This is a genomic window from Streptomyces cyaneus, assembly GCF_004028635.1.
GTDB classification, from domain to species: domain Bacteria; phylum Actinomycetota; class Actinomycetes; order Streptomycetales; family Streptomycetaceae; genus Streptomyces; species Streptomyces cyaneus.
In genome coordinates, this window is record NZ_RQJW01000009.1 from 167,038 (window position 1) to 182,878 (window position 15,841).

A 15,841-nucleotide genomic window follows, 5' to 3' on the forward strand; every position below is an offset into this window, starting at 1 on the left:
GCTTCGAGTCCCAGGTGAACGGAGGCTCCTTGGGCATTTCGGGAACCCGTCGGGCAAGCGTCATTCCCCGTGGGGGAGTGGAATGGAGACTGTCCGTCCGAAGCGTCAGGCGCCGTGCGCCAGCGACAGGCGCCGTGCGTCGCACGATGAGCGCGAGAGCAGGAAGGGCCCCGCATGACCGCCACGACCCCGTACCCGCCCGACCCCCACGCCCCGCACAGCGAACTCCCTGGCCGGATCATGGCCCGTGAGATGGCCGAACAGCCCGCCGTGCTGCGCCGGATCCTGTCCCAGGGCGCCCCCGCCATCCGCAAGGTCGCCCAGGAGATCGCCGCCCGCGCACCCCGCTTCGTCCTGCTCACCGCCCGCGGCACCTCCGACAACGCCGCGCTCTACGCCAAGTACCTCCTGGAGATCCGCCTCGGCCTGCCCTGCGGCCTGACCTCGATGTCGACGACCACGGCCTACGGTGCCCGCCCCGACCTCACCGACGTCCTCGTCGTCACCGTCAGTCAGTCCGGCGGCTCCCCGGACCTCGTCGCCTCGACCCGGGCCGCCCGCGAGGCCGGCGCGATCACCCTCGCGGTGACCAACAACCCCGACTCACCCCTGGCCGGCGTCTCCGAGTACCACCTCGACATCATGGCCGGACCGGAGAGGGCCCTGCCCGCGACCAAGACCTATACGGCCTCCCTTCTCGCCTTGTACCTCTTCGTCGAAGGCCTGCGCGGCGGCGACGGCGCCCCCGCCAAGGTGTTGCCGGACCTCGCCGGGCAACTGCTCGCCCGGCAGGACGAGGTCCGCGCCCTCGCCGCCCGCTACCGCTTCGCCGAACGCATGGTGATCACCTCCCGCGGCTACGGCTATCCCACGGCCAAGGAGGCCGCCCTCAAGCTGATGGAGACCAGCTACATCCCGGCCCTCGCCTACTCCGGCGCCGACCTCCTGCACGGCCCGCTCGCCATGGTCGACAACGTCTCCCCGGTCATCGCGGTCGTCACCGACGGCAAGGGGGGCGAGGCCCTCCAACCCGTACTCGACCGGCTGCGCGGCCGCGGCGCCGACCTGGTCGTCATCGGCGCCCGGCACCAGGTCGAGCAGGCCTCGGCCGGCTTTGTCCTGCCCACCGAGGACGTGGCCGAGGAGGTCCAGCCGATCCTGGAGATCCTCCCGCTCCAGCTCCTGGCTTACGAGGTCACCATCGCCCGCGGCCAGGATCCGGACGCGCCCCGCGCTCTGGCGAAGGTGACGGAGACGCGCTGAGCCCGGGCCTCCCGAGGACCTGAACCCGGGGCGCTCCAAGAGATGTCGCTACGTCAGCGAGCCCCCCGTCGCGTCCACCCAGCTCCCCGTCACCCACCGCCCCGCATCCGAAGCCAGGAAGGCCACCACGTCGGCGACGTCGGCCGTCTCGCCCACCCGGCCGAGCGCCGAATATGCGGCGGCCTGTGCCCACCCGTCCTCGGTGCCGTGCAGGAGCTCGGCGGTGTTGTCCGTGTCGATGATCCCCGGCGCCACCGAGTTCACCGTGATTCCGCGCGTGCCCAGCACCTTGGACAGGTCACGCGTGAAGACGTCGAGCGCCCCCTTGGTCATGGCGTACGCCATCAGGTCCGGCATCGCCGCGGTGCGCGCCAGCCCCGAGGAGATGTTGATGACCCGGCCACCGTCCCGCAGTCGGCCGAGGCCGTGCTTGACGATGAAGTGGGGCGCCTTCACGTTCACCGCGAAGACCCTGTCGTACTCCTCCTCGTCTATCTGCCCGAGCGCCGACGACGTGCCGATCCCCGCGTTGTTGACCAGGACGTCCACCCCGTCCGCGTTTTGGTCGAACTCCTCCCACAGCGCCTGCGCATCGCCCGGCTGCCCCAGCTCGACGCCGATCGTGAACGCCGAGCCGCCCGCCGCCTCGATCGCGGCGACCGTCTCCTTCGCCGCCGCCTCGTTCCTGCCGTAGTGCACGCCGACCCGTGCGCCGTCGCGCCCCAGCCGTTCGGCGATCCCTCGCCCGATCCCCCTGCTCGCCCCCGTGACCAGAGCCGTCCTGCCCGCAAGCGCACCCATGCCGGCGCCCCCTTCACATTTCTCTAGTGGTCGCTACAAAAATGACCGTAGATCACCCGGCCGACATTTGTCTAGCGCCCGCTATAAAATGCACCCCATGGTGAGCAACAAGGTGAGCAACAAGGAGGGCGAGGAGGCCGGGGCGAAGGCCCGTCCGGCGACCAAACCCCGCGGCCGCCCACGCTCCTTCGACCGCGAGACCGCGCTGGAGAAGGCGATCCTCGCGTTCTGGGAGCACGGCTACGAGGCGACCTCCGTCTCCGATCTCACGCGCGTCATGGACATCGGTGCCCCCAGCCTGTACTCCGCCTTCGGTGACAAGCAGTCGCTCTTCGAGGAGGTCGTCCGCGAGTACGGCGTGCGGTACGGCTCCTTCGCGGATCGTGCTCTCGCCGAGGAGCCCACCGCTCGCGCCGCCGTGGCACGGATGCTGCGCGAGGCCGCCACGGAGTACACCGATCCGGCCCATCCGCACGGCTGTCTCGTCGTCCATGCGGCGACCAACTGCTCGACGCCCGAGGTTGAGGAGTCGCTGCGGGGGCGGCGCAACGCCAACATCGCAGCCATCCGCAGCCGTATAGAAGCGGACGTCGCCACAGGCGCCCTCCCGCCCGACACCGACGCCGCCGCCCTCGCCCGGCACACCGGCGCGATGATCCAGGGCATGTCACAACAGGCGCGCGACGGGGCGAGCCGGGAGGAACTGGAGGCGCTCGCGGAAATTGCCATGGCCAACTGGCCCCGCACATGAACCCACACGGGTTAGGCTGCGTGGTGGATGCCAGGGCGTCCTACTAGTTCTCCAGCTGGTTCGGAGCCCGCGAAGAAGCGTCAACAACAAACAGGCTCCAACGCATGGACACACCGGAGTGGTCTAGTCCACAATGCGAAGGAGTGCGTAGGAGAAGAACGCACCGACTTCCGTCTTCCCCGCACAGGAAGGCGGACCGAGGAACCGGAGCTCTCTGCCCTGACTGCACCGGATCCTCATCCTTCGGCCGACCGGGACCGCACACCCCACGGCCGATGTTGCTCCGGGCTGCGGTGCCGGGAGGGTTGAGGGTCCCTCCCAGGCGCCGCGGCCCGCGGGTGTTTTCGACCCTCGCAGGCCCTTGAAGTGGCTGGTTTCGAGTCATGTCCGTACCGCCAGGTACGCTCGGCCACGTGCCCTCCATGAACGAACTCGTACGCCAGCACACGGCCCTCGACGACTCCGACCTCGAGTGGCTCCACCTGCTGGTCTCGGAGTGGCAGCTGCTCTCCGACCTCTCCTTCGCCGACCTCGTCCTGTGGGTCCCCACCAGCGACGGCACCCGCTATGTCTCCGTCGCGCAGATGCGGCCCAACACCGGCCCCACCTCGTACCAGGACGACATGGTCGGCCACCTCGTCCCGCGCGGCCGCCGCCCCATGCTGGACGCCGCCCTCGACGAGGGCCGGATCGTGCGGGAGGGCGACCCCGAGTGGCGCGAGGAGGTGCCGGTCCGCGTCGAGTCGATTCCCGTACGACGGGAAGGGCGCGTCCTGGGTGTCATCGCGCGCAACACCAACCTCCTGACCGTGCGCACCCCCAGCCGCCTGGAGCTGACGTATCTCCAAAGCGCCTCGGATCTCGCGCAGATGATCGCAGCCGGCGCGTTCCCGTTCGCCAACCAGCAGGTCGACATGGACGCCTCGCCGCGTGTCGGCGACGGCCTGATCCGCGTCGACGCCGACGGCATCGTCCAGTACGCCTCGCCGAACGCGCTGTCCGCCTACCACCGCCTCGGCCTCGCCTCCGACCTCGTCGGCCACCACCTGGGCAAGACCACCGCCGAACTCGCCCCGACGCACGGCCCCGTGGACGAGGCGCTGGCCAAGGTCGCCAGCGGATGGGCGCCCCGCGAGTTCGAGATCGAGTCGGGCGACGGCGTCATCCAGTTCCGGGCGATCCCCCTCAAGCCCAAGGGAACCCGCATCGGTTCACTCGTCCTGCTCCGGGACGTCACCGAACTGCGCCGCCGCGAACGCGAGTTGATCACCAAGGACGCGACCATCCGGGAGATCCACCACCGGGTGAAGAACAACCTCCAGACGGTGGCCGCCCTGCTCCGCCTCCAGGCCCGGCGCATCGAGTCCGACCGCGGCCGCGAAGCCCTCGAAGAGGCGGTACGACGGGTCGGCTCGATCGCGATCGTGCACGAGACGCTCTCCCAGAACCTCGACGAGCGCGTGGAGTTCGACGAGATCGCCGACCGGGTGCTGGCGATGGTCGCCGAGATCTCGCCCGGCAAGGTCGCCGGCCGACGCACCGGCCGCTTCGGCATCCTGGACGCCGAGGTCGCCACCCCGCTGTCGATGGTCCTGACCGAGATCCTGCAGAACGCCCTGGAGCACGGCTTCCGCGAGGGCGACACCGGCACCGTCGAGGTCTCGGCCGTGCGCGGGGGTACGACGAAGCAGGCCCGCCTCCTGGTCACCGTTCAGGACGACGGGGTGGGTCTGCCCGAGGGCTTCGACCCGCACACCGCGGGCAACCTCGGCCTGCAGATCGTACGGACGCTGGTGGAGGGCGAGTTGGGCGGCACGTTCGACATGGTCCCGGCGCCGGAGCGGGGGACTCGGGTGATCCTCGACATCCCGGTCCGGGCACCCAAGTAGTTCACGCGCCCGCCGCACTCCCGCACAGGGGCGCCGCACACAGCAAAGAGCCCCGGACCATGTGGTCCAGGGCTAGTGCTCGTTGCTGCTCTGCAATCGCTAAGCGCATCGGGGGTACTGCGCGCTGCGGCTCGGGGGCGGGAGATGCGTACTCGCTGTACGCGCCGCCAAGCTCAGGCTGTTTGCGGGGCGGGTGTTGTCAGGCGGAGGCCTGACGGGCCCGGTTGCGGGCGGCACGGCGCTTCATGGCGCGACGCTCGTCCTCGCTGAGACCACCCCAGACGCCGGAGTCCTGGCCGGACTCGAGCGCCCACTGCAGACACTGATCCATAACGGGGCAGCGACGGCAGACGGCCTTGGCTTCCTCGATCTGCAGCAGCGCAGGACCGGTGTTGCCGATGGGGAAGAAGAGCTCGGGGTCTTCCTCGCGGCAAACGGCGTTGTGACGCCAGTCCATGGCTGCTACCTCTCCTTGTGTATTACGTGCAAGTTGCTTGTGAATGTGAACGCTTTCACGAATCCCTCAACAAGTGAAGGGCCGACCGCCAGGTTCCCTGGCGAGGTCCTGTGATTTGAAGAGGGGTTCCGGTGATCTGTGGAGCCGGTGTTGCGGGCTGTCCCGATCGCCACGTAGAGACTCGCAAACCTCAGCGGCGGATACAACCCCTTCCGGAAAGTTTTTTTTGATTCCTCGGTGTCGACTAGGTCACAGCCGTACTTCCATGGGGTGGATCCTGGCCTAAACGTTCGAGTGAAAGGACTTTAGCCCGTTCCGCTCACACAATCACACGCAGTGCACGGCGTACGCCTGTGAACGTCACGCTCGTACGCAGCCCGAGATGGTCGCCGTCCATCTGAAGGGGCAAGGGGACCTTCGAATGCAAGGTGAACTGGTCCAGGTCGTGGAGTGTGACGGCATGCCTGCCATGGGCTCCGCGCTCGGGGGACGAAGTGAGCAACTGCGTGGCATACCGGGCAACCGCGACCGTGGACATGCGGCTGAGACCGAGTACATCGAGCCCCGTATCGAACGAGGCCTTAGGTGCCGCGTACACCGGACGATTGCCCAGATACGTCCACGGAGCGGTGTTGCAGATTATGGACAGCACCAAATCGGTCACCGGGTCCTCGCCCGGGCGGTCCAAAGTGATCGTGCCGTGCCGGCGGTGGGGTTCGCCCAGGAACTGGCGCATGGCCTGGCGGAGGTAAAGCGCGTGTGTGGATTTCCTGCCGCGTTCACGCTGCTGCTCCACGCGGCCCACCACACCCGCGTCGAAGCCGAGCCCCGCGTTGAAGAGGAACCAGCGGGACGGGACGCCTTCGTCCTCCGTGCCCGGGGTGCCGGAGGTCAGGCCGAGCCCGACCGTACGTTCGCTGCCGTCGCGCAGGGCGTCCAGGAGGGCGCCGGTTGCTTCCACGGGGTCGTTCGGCAGGCCCAGTGCGCGGGCGAAGACATTGGTGGAGCCGCCGGGGACCACGGCCAGGCCGGGGAGATGCCCAGGGTTCGGGCCGGCGTGCAGGAGGCCGTTGACGACCTCGTTCACGGTGCCGTCGCCGCCGAGGGCCACGACCAGGTCGACGTCGTCGCTCTCCGCCGCCTGCCGGCCCAGGTCGCGTGCGTGTCCGCGGTACTCGGTGGTGACCGCCTCGATCTTCATCTCGCTGGCGAGCGCATGGATCAGGACATCGCGCGTACGTGCGCTTGTGGTGGTTGCTGCCGGATTGACCACGAGAAGTGCACGCATGAGTTGCAGCGTACCTACTGGGGGGTACCGGGCACAGGGCGAGGTAGGGATCAAGTAAGACATCGGGCGTGAGTCTCGACACGGGGGACTCCGTCGGTTTGGGCCGGGTGTACGGATGCCGCCCGCTGCGAGGTCGGCCGGCGTCGGCGCGGGCCCTGGGGGCTGCCGCCCCCAGACCCCCGCTTCGGCCCTGAACGGGCCTCGTCCTCAAGCGCCGGACGGGCTGAAATGCCTGGGTCGGCGTCCAGAAGGGCAGCCGCGGACGAGCTGAAGTGCCTGGGTCGGCGTCCAGAAGCGCAGCCCCGGATGGGCTGAAGTGCCTGGACCGGCGTTGAGATGCGAAGCCCCCTGCGGCTGCCGAGGGCGATGTCGCAGAGGGCTACCCTTCAGGGGTGACCAAGGAGCAGACCCCCACCACCCCGGAAACCGCCGGTCCGCGCCCGCGGCGGCTGACGTATGCGGCGGTGCTCACCGCGCTGGAAGGGCTGGGGCTCGCCGTCGGGGGTGTCTGGGTGCTCGTGCTGGGGCTCGCCGGGGATCCGGACGACCGGCAGCAGGCCGTCACCCTCGGCGTGACGCTGATCGTGCTCGCTCTGCTGCCGCTGCTCGCCGCGCGGGGCCTGTTCGCTCAGCGCAGCTGGAGCCGTGGGCCGTCCGTCATCACGCAGATTCTGGCCCTGCCGGTGGCGTACAGCCTGCTCCAGGCCGACAGCATCGCGATTCCGGCGGGCATCGCGATCGCCGCGGCCGCGATCGCCACGCTCGTGCTCCTGATCAACCAGGAGACGACGCAGGCCCTCGGAATCCGGGGGCCCGGCAACGCACCGGATCAGAAGTAGCGCTCAGGCCTGACGTACTCAGGCCTGACCGTCACTCCTCCACCAGCAGCTTCTCCCGCAGCTGCGCCAGCGTGCGCGCCAGCAGCCGGGACACGTGCATCTGGGAGATCCCGACCTCCTGCGCGATCTGCGACTGGGTCATGTTGCCGAAGAAGCGCAGCAGCAGGATCCGCTTCTCCCGGGGCGGGAGGTCCTCCAGCAGCGGCTTGAGCGACTCGCGGTACTCGACGCCCTCCAGGGCCTCGTCCTCCGCGCCCAGCGTGTCCGCGACCGCAGGGGACTCGTCGTCCGTGTCGGGGACGTCCAGGGACAGCGTGGAGTACGCGTTGGCGGACTCCAGGCCCTCCAGGACCTCCTCCTCCGAGATCGCCAGTTTCTCGGCGAGCTCGTGGACCGTGGGGGAGCGGCCGTGCTGCTGCGAGAGCTCCGCGGTCGCCGTGGTGAGCGCGAGGCGCAGCTCCTGCAGGCGCCGAGGCACCCGCACCGCCCAGCCCTTGTCGCGGAAGTGCCGCTTGATCTCGCCGACCACCGTCGGGGTCGCGTAGGTCGAGAACTCGACGCCGCGCTCCGGGTCGAAGCGGTCGACCGACTTGATCAGGCCGATGGTGGCGACCTGGGTGAGGTCGTCCAGCGGCTCGCCGCGGTTGCGGAAGCGGCGCGCGAGGTGCTCGACCAGCGGCAGGTGCATACGGACCAGCCTGTTGCGCAGCTCCGCGTACTCGGGGCTGCCGTCCTTCAGCTTGCGCAGCTCGACGAACATGGCGCGCGCCCCGCTGCGGTCCTGAGGGTCGTGCTGGGTGGCCTGCGCAGTGTGCGCGCCCATCGCCACGTCCTCGGCGTTTCGCTCGTGCTCGCTCATCGTCCCGCCCGTTGCCCTCTCCCGAGGCCTCGCCTCCACACGGACTGGGGAGACCCCGATCCGTCCGCCCGGAGGCGCGCTCTGCACGGCACCCTCGTCATCCCGTCCGTCGTCCAGGGAGCCGGCCTCCACGGAGTCGTCCTCCGGGTGTGGCCGGGCCTGCTCGGGGATGCCGTCGATGCCGCCCACCACGCGTCGGGAACCGCTCGGACCGCTCGGGCCCACCCCCAGGCTCTCGGCTCCGTCCGAGCAGGGGGGAGTGCCGTCCGGCAGCTCCCGTGTGCCGCGCTCTTCGTCCCGCACCGGCCCGTCCCCGTTCCTCACGCCGGCCCGGGTCCCGCGCCGCGCTGTTTGTAGAGGCTGATCGAAACGGTTTTGTCCTCGTCCACGGCGGAGGAGACCTTGCCCGCGAGGGCGGACAGCACGGTCCAGGCGAAGGTGTCCCTGGAGGGGGCGTGGCCGTCCGTGGTCGGGGCCGAGACGGTGACCTCGAGTGAGTCGTCGACGAGCCGGAACACGCAGCTGAGCACCGAGCCGGGCACGGCCTGCTGGAGCAGGATCGCGCACGCCTCGTCCACCGCGATGCGGAGATCCTCGATCTCGTCGAGGGTGAAGTCCAAACGGGCCGCGAGGCCGGCAGTCGCCGTACGCAGCACCGACAGGTAGGCACCCGCGGCCGGCAGCCGGACTTCCACGAAGTCCTGGGTCGCGGGCTCGCCTGCGATCTGGGACACCCTCACCTCCAAGGTGGTACAAGCTTCTCGGGGCCGAGGGTTGCCCCCCGGGGTAACGCGATGTGTGGTTCAGCGGTGACGCTATCGCGCTCTGAACTTTCCTGTCCCCAGGACCCCAACCCCTTGCCGTCACTCACAGTAAACCTGTGGATACGCTCCGTGTCTAGGGGTCTGCGGCTCCAATTGGGAAGAGCGCGCGCCGGGTTGACGTACCCAGACGTCAGACGGTCGAACCGTCCGGATCCAGGGTCACACGAGTACGTGGTCCACGAAGCACCAACGCCATTCCTCGCCCGGCTCGAAGGTCCGCATCACCGGGTGACCGGACTCCTTGTGGTGTTCTGTCGCATGCCTCCCCGGCGAGGAATCGCAGCAGCCGACATGCCCGCAGCTGAGACAGAGCCGCAGTTGTACGGGGTGCATGCCTTCCGCCAGACACTCCGGACACGTCTCGTTCAGCGCCACGGGTTCCGGGTGCGGCAGCGCGTCGGCGTGCGTGCACTGTTTCATGATTGCCAGGTTACGACGGCCGCGAGGATGGCCGCGCGGAAAAACGAGGGCGGGCGTACGGCGATGATCAAGTGCGGTCCACGACGAGGGATCGAGGGCGGGCGCAGACCATGAGCGAGCGCGGGCGAAGGACGACGGCGCCCGGGTGCGGGCGGACGGCGAGGGGCCTGGGCCACCGTGGCACGGTGCACCGTGCCATGCTGCACGCGCGCGTGGGCGCCGGGACGGACGAGGGCGGGCGAGACGCATGGACGTGATGCCGCTGCTGTTGCTGGTGGCGGGCAGTGCCGCGGTGGCCGCGGGCGCCCGGCGGTCCCCCGTGCCGGCGCCGCTGCTGCTCGTCGCCGCCGGGCTCGCGGTGTCGTACGTGCCGGGCGTGCCCGAGTACACCCTCGACCCGCACATCGTCCTGCCGCTGGTGCTGCCCCCGCTGCTGCACACCGCGGCGACGGACAGCTCGTATCTCGATCTGCGGGCGCAGATGCGGCCCGTGATGCTGCTGTCGGTGGGATACGTGCTCTTCGCGACCTTCACGGTCGGCTGGGCCGCGTATCTCGTCGTGCCGGACCTGCCGCTGACCGCGGCGCTGGTGCTGGGCGCGGTGGTGGCGCCGCCGGACGCGGTCGCGGCGACGGCGGTCGCGCGCCGGGTTGGGCTGCCGTCCCGGATCACCACGATCCTGCAGGGCGAGTCCCTGGTGAACGACGCCACCGCGATCACCGCCTACCGCGTCGCGCTCGCGGCCGCCGTCGGAGAGGGCGCCACCTGGGCCGGCGGCATCGGCGAGTTCCTGCTCGCGGCGCTCGGCGGCATCGGCATGGGGCTGGTGCTGATGGTGCCGATCCACTGGCTGCGCACGCACCTGAAGGAAGCGCTGCTGCAGAACACGCTCTCGCTGCTGATCCCGTTCGTCGCGTACGCGGCCGCCGAACAGGTGCACGCCTCCGGGGTGCTGGCGGTCGTGGTGGTCGCGCTCTTCCTGGGGCACCGCGCGTGGGAGGTCGACTTCGCCACCCGGCTCCAGGAGGAGGCGGTGTGGAAGATGGTCGCGTTCGTGCTGGAGTCGGCGGTGTTCGCGCTCATCGGACTGCAGCTTCCGGTGGTCCTCAAGGGCCTCGGGGAGTACGAGGGCGGACGTGCCGCCTGGTACGCGGTCGCCGTCTTCGTCGTGGTCGTCGTCTCGCGGTTCGTGTGGGTGTATCCGGCGACCTTCCTGCCCCGCATGCTGTCGGCGCGGATCCGGGAGCGTGAGGACAACCCGACCTGGAAGGGGCCGTTCATCATCTCGTGGGCCGGGATGCGGGGCGTGGTCTCGCTGGCCATCGCCTTCTCGATCCCGCTCACGGTGCACGGCGGCGAGGACTTCCCCGAGCGCAACCTCATCCTCTTCCTGACCTTCACGACGGTCATCGGCACGCTGGTCGTCCAGGGCGTCACGCTGCCGCCACTGATCCGCCTGCTGAAACTCCCCGGCCGCGACGCACAGGCCGAGACCCTCGCCGAGGCGAACGCCCAGGCGCAGGCCTCCCGCGCCGCCGAGCAACGCCTGGAGGAACTCCTCTCCGACGAACGCAACGCCCTCCCGGACCCACTGGCCGATCGCCTGCGAGCCGTCCTGGAACGGCGCCGCAACTCCGTCTGGGAACGCCTGGGCCAGGCCAACCCGGTCACCGGCGAGTCCGTCGACGACACCTACCGACGCCTGTCCCGCGAGGTGATCGGCATCGAGCGCACGGTGTTCGTGAAGCTGCGGGACGGTCGCTATATCGACGACGAGATGCTGCGGACGCTGCTGCGCAGACTGGACCTGGAGGAGGCGGCGGCCTACCGGGAGGCGGGGTGAGCGACCGACCCGGGGTACGTCGTGCGCAGTTCCCTACCCGCGTGCGCCTCTGACGGTGGATCATAGAAGGGACGCGATCGGTACTGGGTGACTCGGGGGGCTCGATGGCCGGCACCTCACAGCGGTTCTTCATCAGTTACGCGGGGGCCGACCGGCTGTGGGCCGAGTGGGTGGGGTGGCACCTCGAGCGGGATGGTCACCTTGTCGAGCTCGACGTGTGGGACTGGCGGACCGGGGACGACTTCGTCCAGCGGATGGACGACGGGCTGGAGAAGGCGGATGCCGTCGTGGCTCTGTTCTCCAAGTCGTACTTCGAGGACGGGCGTTGGACCCAGGAGGAGCGGTCCGCGGTCGTCGCCCGCCGGGACCGGGTCCTTCCGCTCGCGGTGGAACCCCTGAGCAACCACGAGGTCGATCCCATGTTCGCCGCGAAGGTGCGGATGAACCTGCACGGCCTGGACGAGGCCGCAGCCATCGAGGCACTGCGGGCCGCGGTGAGCGGGGCCGGGCGGCCGACCGAGCGTCCGGCATTTCCGGGGAGCCCTGCCGAGGCGCCGGACGGATCTGCCGGGCCCGCGGTGCCCGAGGGGCCCAGACCGGCGCTGCCGGGCGATACCGGCGAGCCCGAGGTGTGGAACGTACGCCGCCGCAACCGCGACTTCTCCGGGCGCGAGGCCCAGATGGTCCAGCTCCGAGACGGTCTGCTCAGCGGGCGGCAGTCCGTCGTGTACGCGCTGCACGGGATGGGCGGGATCGGCAAGACGCAGATCGCCGTGGAGTACGCCCATCGGTTCGCCAGCCAGTACGACCTGGTGTGGTGGATCGACGCGGAGCAGAGCGACCAGATCCCGATCCACTACACGGAGCTGGCTGACCGGATCGGCGTGGCTCTCGCCGAAGCCGGTGCCGAACACAATGCCCGGATGCTGCTGCAGCACCTGCGCACCCGGCCCCGGTGGCTGATCATCCTCGACAACGCGGAGGACCCCGACCAGATCGAGCCGTGGCTGCCCGAGGGCCCCGGACACGTCCTGATCACCTCACGCAACCCCAACTGGCGCCGCCTGGCCCACCCGACGGCACTCGACGTGTTCTCGCGGGCCGACTCGCTCGCGTACCTCAGGACCCGGATCCCGGGCATCCCCGAGGCACAGGCGGACACGCTCGCGCAGGACCTCGGTGACCTACCGCTGGCGCTCGCCCAGGCCGCGGGCATGATCGAGACCGGCACGCCCGTCGACCACTATCGACGGCTCCTGAACGACAGCACGAGCCGCATCCTGCGCGAGGGCGACGTCCCCGACTATCCGGTGCCGCTTGCCGCTGCGGTGGGCATCGCCGTCGAGGGCCTCGACGCCAGGCACCCCGACGCGACGGCGCTGCTCCGGATCGCGGCGTTCCTCGGGCCTGAGCCGATTCCCACCGAGTGGTTGGTGAACGCGCGGCCGCGGTTGTCCACGATCCCGGGAGATCCCCACGACCCGCTGTGGACGAGGGCCGCGCTCGAACCGCTGCGCCGTTATGGCCTCGCCCGGATCGACGGAGAGGCCCTGCAGCTGCATCGCCTGACCCAGGCCGTCCTGCGTGACCAGGTCGACCCGGCGCAGGCCGAGGCGATCCACGACGACGCGGCGGCCGTTCTGGCAGCCGTCGAGCCGGGGGATCCCGAACCGCCGGCCAACTGGCCGATCTGGGCGAACCTGACTTCGCACCTCTGGTCGCAGCACCTCGACGTCACCCGCCGGCCCGAGCTGCGCCCGGTGCTCCGCAACGCGGTGAACTTCCTGATCCGCAGCGCCCAGCCGCGGACCGCCGCCGAGCTCGCCGCCACCCTGCGAGAGGCGTGGACCGCGGAGTCGGGCCCTGACCATCCCGACGTGCTGACCTGCACGCAGTACCTCGGCCACGCGACATCGGACCTCGGCGACATCCGGGCTGCCCGACCGATCATCGAGGACGCCTTCGTACGTCGCCGCCGGATGCTGGGGGACGACGACCCCGACACGCTGCAGTCCGCCAACGACTTCGCCGCGATTCTCTCCGCCCTGGGTGAGTTTCAGGAGGCACTGCGCATCGACGAGGACACCTTGACCCGTCGACGCCGCGTCCTCGGCGAGGAGCACCCCAAGACCCTTCAGTCCGCAGGTAACTTGGGCGCAGCGCTCACCGCACTGGGTGAGTACGTCGCGGCACGCGGCACGCATGAGGGCACCCTCGCCCGCCGCCGACGGGTACTGGGCGACGGCCATCCGGACACGCTCCGGTCCACCTTGGGTCTCGCCGAATCCCTGCGCCTGCTCGGCGACGTGACCGAGGCTCGACGGCTGCAGGAGGAGACTCAGGCCCGATGCCGGAGCACGCTCGGCGACGACCACCCGCTGACCCTCAACGCTGTTCAGGGCCTTGCCGCCACCCTGAACGACATGGGCGAATACGGCAAGGTTCGGAGCATGCTCGAGGACGTCATCGCCCGGCGTCGCCGTGTCTCCGGCGCTGATCACCCCCAAGCCGTCAAGGCCGCGTATGGCCTCGCCCATGCCCTGAACGCGCTGTGTGAACACGAAGAGGCCCGCCGCCTGCTCGCGGACGTCCTTGCCTGGGAGCGTCGCGTTCTGGGGCCGGATCACCCCGACACCCTGAAGTCCGCGCACGCTCTCTCCGCCGCCCTGGACGGGCTGGGTGACCACGCAGAAAGCCGTCGCCTGCTCGAGGACACGATCGCCCGGCGCCGCCGCGTCCTCGGTGAGGACCACCAGGAGACCCTCATATCGACTCACAACCTCGGCGTGACGATGTGCAATCTGCGCTCCCTCGCGGCGGGCGCGAAGTTGCTGGAAGACGTACGCGCCCGTCAGCGCCGAACTCTCGGCGACGGCCATGAGGACACCCAGGCCACCACCCGATCCCTCGCAGCGGCCTACCGGCAGATGGGGCTGCACCGCAAGGCGCAGAAACTGACGCCGAAGAAATCCACGAAGCGTGGCTTCGGCAGAAAGTCCCGCTGATCACCCGCCGAACGGCGCCCCGGTCACCACGGCAACCACCACGGCCCCCGCCCCGAACGCCCCTTCCTCCGCCAACGTCACGAGCCCATACAGCAATTTGGCGACATAGAGACGTTCCACCGGTACCCCATGCCGTTCCTCGAAGTCCTCGGCGAAGGCGTCGAGCGCGGGTGTCGTGCGGGCGTATCCGCCGAAGTGGAACCGCTCGTCCAGCCGCCAGTCACCGCGCGGCCCGCCGAACGCCTCGGTCTGCAGCCCTCGTACGTCATCGGCAAGGAAGGCCCCCTTGAGGACGGGGATGCCGAGGGCCTGCTGGCCGGGGTCGAGCCCGGCGGCGAGGCCGGCCAGTGTTCCGCCCGTGCCGCACGCGATCGCGACGACGTCGGCCTGCCCGCGCAGCTCCTCGCCGAGGGCCCGACACCCCCGTACGGCAAGGGCGTTGCTGCCGCCTTCCGGGACGACGTACGCCTCCTCCGCTCCCGCCGCGCGCAGGATGGCCGCCTGCGTTTCCGGGTCGGTCTTGCGGCGGTACGTCGATCTGTCGACGAAATGCAGCCGCATACCGTCGGCCACGCATCGCGCGAGCGACGGATTCAGTGGCCGTTCGGCCAGTTCCTGACCGCGCACCACGCCGACCGTGGGCAGGCCGAGGAGCCGGCCGGCGGCGGCGGTGGCGCGCAGGTGGTTGGAGTAGGCGCCGCCGAAGGTGACGATCGGGCGACCGGCCGCGGCCGTCAGGTTCGGCGCGAGCTTGCGCCATTTGTTGCCGATCAGCTCAGGGTGGATCAGGTCGTCGCGCTTGAGGAGCAGACGGATGCCACGACGCGTGAACCGCTCGTCGGCCGCCTCCTGCAAGGGGGAGGGGAGCCGAGGGTGGAGGGCGGTGGGGTCGGGGCTGGTCACCTGGCCATTGTCGCCCGGGCCCCACGGGTTGGGCACGGCAGCCCTGTCTGCGATGCTCCCGCACCCGCACTGCCCCGGTTGCTTCCGCACCCGTCCGTAACTCGTCCTACTTCAGCCGCTCCCGGATCCGCTCCCGCATCCAGGCCATCGTGAACCCCCGCGGATCCACCTTCCCCGGCTGCCACTCCAGATGCCCGATCACCGACCGCTCCGTCCAGCCGTGATGGCGGCAGATGGCCGCCGAGACCCGCTCGATCGCGTCCAGTTGGGGCTCCGGCCACGGGTCCTGTCCGTCACCCAGGTTCTCGCACTCGAAGCCGTAGAAGTGGCGGTTGCCATCGGTGTTGGCCTCGTTGTCGGGAGGCAGGGCCTTCTCCGCGATGACCGCGCGCAGTACGTCGTCGTCGCCGAGGCCGGCGTGGTTGGCGCGGCCGTAGCCGACGAGGTGGACCCTGCCGTCCTTGGTGATGACGCCGTGGCACAGCGGGCCCGGCAGCCCTTCGTAGCCGTTGCGGCAGAGTTCCACCGTGTGTGCGCTGCCCTCGGTGACCGTGTGGTGGATCATCACGCCGTGGACGGGGCCCCACGGACCGACGTGGTTGCGGTTGTGGTGCTCCCAGTCGCCGACCTCGACGACCGTGGCGCCCTCCGCCCGAAGTCTCTCCAGGAATCTGCTCGCGGACATGGGTGAGGCCATGA

Annotated in this window: 14 protein-coding genes; 6 read left to right on the forward strand and 8 right to left on the reverse strand. The window is 70.0% G+C overall.

Features of this window, described 5'->3' with window-relative positions; genetic code table 11:
• Window positions 1–174 precede the first annotated feature (174 nt).
• The gene (locus EHO50_RS31135; protein WP_128434568.1) at window positions 175–1,263 is read left to right on the forward strand and encodes an SIS domain-containing protein; all 1,089 of its coding nucleotides are present in this window, start codon (window positions 175–177) and stop codon (window positions 1,261–1,263) included.
• 48 nt (window positions 1,264–1,311) lie between these two features.
• Here EHO50_RS31135 and EHO50_RS31140 read toward each other — a convergent pair whose 3' ends face one another.
• A complete protein-coding gene (locus tag EHO50_RS31140; RefSeq protein WP_128434569.1) occupies window positions 1,312–2,064 on the reverse strand; it encodes an SDR family oxidoreductase in 753 nt (250 codons plus the stop codon).
• Window positions 2,065–2,161: 97 nt separating this feature from the next.
• Between EHO50_RS31140 and EHO50_RS31145 the strand changes: the two genes are divergently transcribed.
• Together EHO50_RS31145 and EHO50_RS31150 are read left to right on the forward strand one after the other, a co-directional pair.
• Entirely contained in the window at window positions 2,162–2,815 is a 654-nt protein-coding gene (locus tag EHO50_RS31145) for a TetR/AcrR family transcriptional regulator (protein ID WP_128434570.1), read from the forward strand.
• Between the two features lie 413 nt (window positions 2,816–3,228).
• Window positions 3,229–4,704 carry a sensor histidine kinase gene (locus tag EHO50_RS31150; protein ID WP_128434571.1) on the forward strand — a complete coding sequence of 492 codons (1,476 nt, stop codon included), beginning with the start codon at window positions 3,229–3,231 and terminating at the stop codon, window positions 4,702–4,704.
• A 199-nt stretch (window positions 4,705–4,903) separates the two neighbouring features.
• On the opposite strand, the gene EHO50_RS31155 is transcribed toward EHO50_RS31150, so the two are convergent.
• Window positions 4,904–5,161 (reverse strand): WhiB family transcriptional regulator, encoded by a 258-nt coding sequence (locus EHO50_RS31155; RefSeq protein ID WP_006142322.1) that lies wholly within the window; start codon window positions 5,159–5,161, stop codon window positions 4,904–4,906.
• A gap of 319 nt (window positions 5,162–5,480) precedes the next feature.
• Complete coding sequence (locus tag EHO50_RS31160) at window positions 5,481–6,449, reverse strand: diacylglycerol/lipid kinase family protein (protein WP_128434572.1); 969 nt, start codon at window positions 6,447–6,449, stop codon at window positions 5,481–5,483.
• 392 nt (window positions 6,450–6,841) lie between these two features.
• On the opposite strand from EHO50_RS31160, the gene EHO50_RS31165 reads away from it, so the two are divergent.
• On the forward strand, window positions 6,842–7,288 hold the full coding sequence (locus tag EHO50_RS31165) for a hypothetical protein (RefSeq protein ID WP_128434573.1): 447 nt from the start codon (window positions 6,842–6,844) through the stop codon (window positions 7,286–7,288).
• Window positions 7,289–7,319: 31 nt separating this feature from the next.
• Here EHO50_RS31165 and EHO50_RS31170 read toward each other — a convergent pair whose 3' ends face one another.
• The 3 genes from EHO50_RS31170 to EHO50_RS31180 all read right to left on the reverse strand — a co-directional run bounded on the left by EHO50_RS31170 (window position 7,320) and on the right by EHO50_RS31180 (window position 9,391).
• A complete protein-coding gene (locus EHO50_RS31170) occupies window positions 7,320–8,450 on the reverse strand; it encodes an RNA polymerase sigma factor SigF (protein WP_128434772.1) in 1,131 nt (376 codons plus the stop codon).
• Between the two features lie 17 nt (window positions 8,451–8,467).
• The gene (locus EHO50_RS31175) at window positions 8,468–8,881 is read right to left on the reverse strand and encodes an ATP-binding protein (protein WP_004925829.1); all 414 of its coding nucleotides are present in this window, start codon (window positions 8,879–8,881) and stop codon (window positions 8,468–8,470) included.
• 249 nt (window positions 8,882–9,130) lie between these two features.
• A complete protein-coding gene (locus EHO50_RS31180) occupies window positions 9,131–9,391 on the reverse strand; it encodes a UBP-type zinc finger domain-containing protein (RefSeq protein WP_078916258.1) in 261 nt (86 codons plus the stop codon).
• 247 nt (window positions 9,392–9,638) lie between these two features.
• Here EHO50_RS31180 and EHO50_RS31185 point away from each other — a divergent pair, with 247 nt between their 5' ends.
• Window positions 9,639–11,234, forward strand: coding sequence for a Na+/H+ antiporter (locus EHO50_RS31185; RefSeq protein WP_128434574.1), 1,596 nt, complete (start codon window positions 9,639–9,641; stop codon window positions 11,232–11,234).
• Between the two features lie 104 nt (window positions 11,235–11,338).
• Window positions 11,339–14,239: an FxSxx-COOH system tetratricopeptide repeat protein gene (gene fxsT, locus EHO50_RS31190; protein WP_128434575.1), complete on the forward strand. Its 2,901-nt coding sequence runs from the start codon at window positions 11,339–11,341 to the stop codon at window positions 14,237–14,239.
• Here the strand turns inward: fxsT and EHO50_RS31195 are convergent, their stop codons facing one another.
• Together EHO50_RS31195 and EHO50_RS31200 are read right to left on the reverse strand one after the other, a co-directional pair.
• Window positions 14,240–15,142, reverse strand: coding sequence for a 1-aminocyclopropane-1-carboxylate deaminase/D-cysteine desulfhydrase (locus EHO50_RS31195; protein ID WP_128434576.1), 903 nt, complete (start codon window positions 15,140–15,142; stop codon window positions 14,240–14,242).
• 106 nt (window positions 15,143–15,248) lie between these two features.
• Entirely contained in the window at window positions 15,249–15,839 is a 591-nt protein-coding gene (locus EHO50_RS31200; RefSeq protein WP_128434577.1) for an N-acetylmuramoyl-L-alanine amidase, read from the reverse strand.
• Window positions 15,840–15,841: the final 2 nt, after the last annotated feature.

Excerpts from the sequence above, each read along its gene's own strand:
- EHO50_RS31135 (WP_128434568.1), top strand. The coding sequence starts at position 175 with ATGACCGCCACGACCCCGTACCCGCCCGACCCCCACGCCCCGCACAGC.
- EHO50_RS31140 (WP_128434569.1), bottom strand. The coding sequence starts at position 2,064 with ATGGGTGCGCTTGCGGGCAGGACGGCTCTGGTCACGGGGGCGAGCAGG.
- EHO50_RS31145 (WP_128434570.1), top strand. The coding sequence starts at position 2,162 with ATGGTGAGCAACAAGGTGAGCAACAAGGAGGGCGAGGAGGCCGGGGCG.
- EHO50_RS31155 (WP_006142322.1), bottom strand. The coding sequence starts at position 5,161 with ATGGACTGGCGTCACAACGCCGTTTGCCGCGAGGAAGACCCCGAGCTC.
- EHO50_RS31160 (WP_128434572.1), bottom strand. The coding sequence starts at position 6,449 with ATGCGTGCACTTCTCGTGGTCAATCCGGCAGCAACCACCACAAGCGCA.
- EHO50_RS31180 (WP_078916258.1), bottom strand. The coding sequence starts at position 9,391 with ATGAAACAGTGCACGCACGCCGACGCGCTGCCGCACCCGGAACCCGTG.
- EHO50_RS31185 (WP_128434574.1), top strand. The coding sequence starts at position 9,639 with ATGGACGTGATGCCGCTGCTGTTGCTGGTGGCGGGCAGTGCCGCGGTG.
- fxsT (WP_128434575.1), top strand. The coding sequence starts at position 11,339 with ATGGCCGGCACCTCACAGCGGTTCTTCATCAGTTACGCGGGGGCCGAC.
- EHO50_RS31200 (WP_128434577.1), bottom strand. The coding sequence starts at position 15,839 with ATGGCCTCACCCATGTCCGCGAGCAGATTCCTGGAGAGACTTCGGGCG.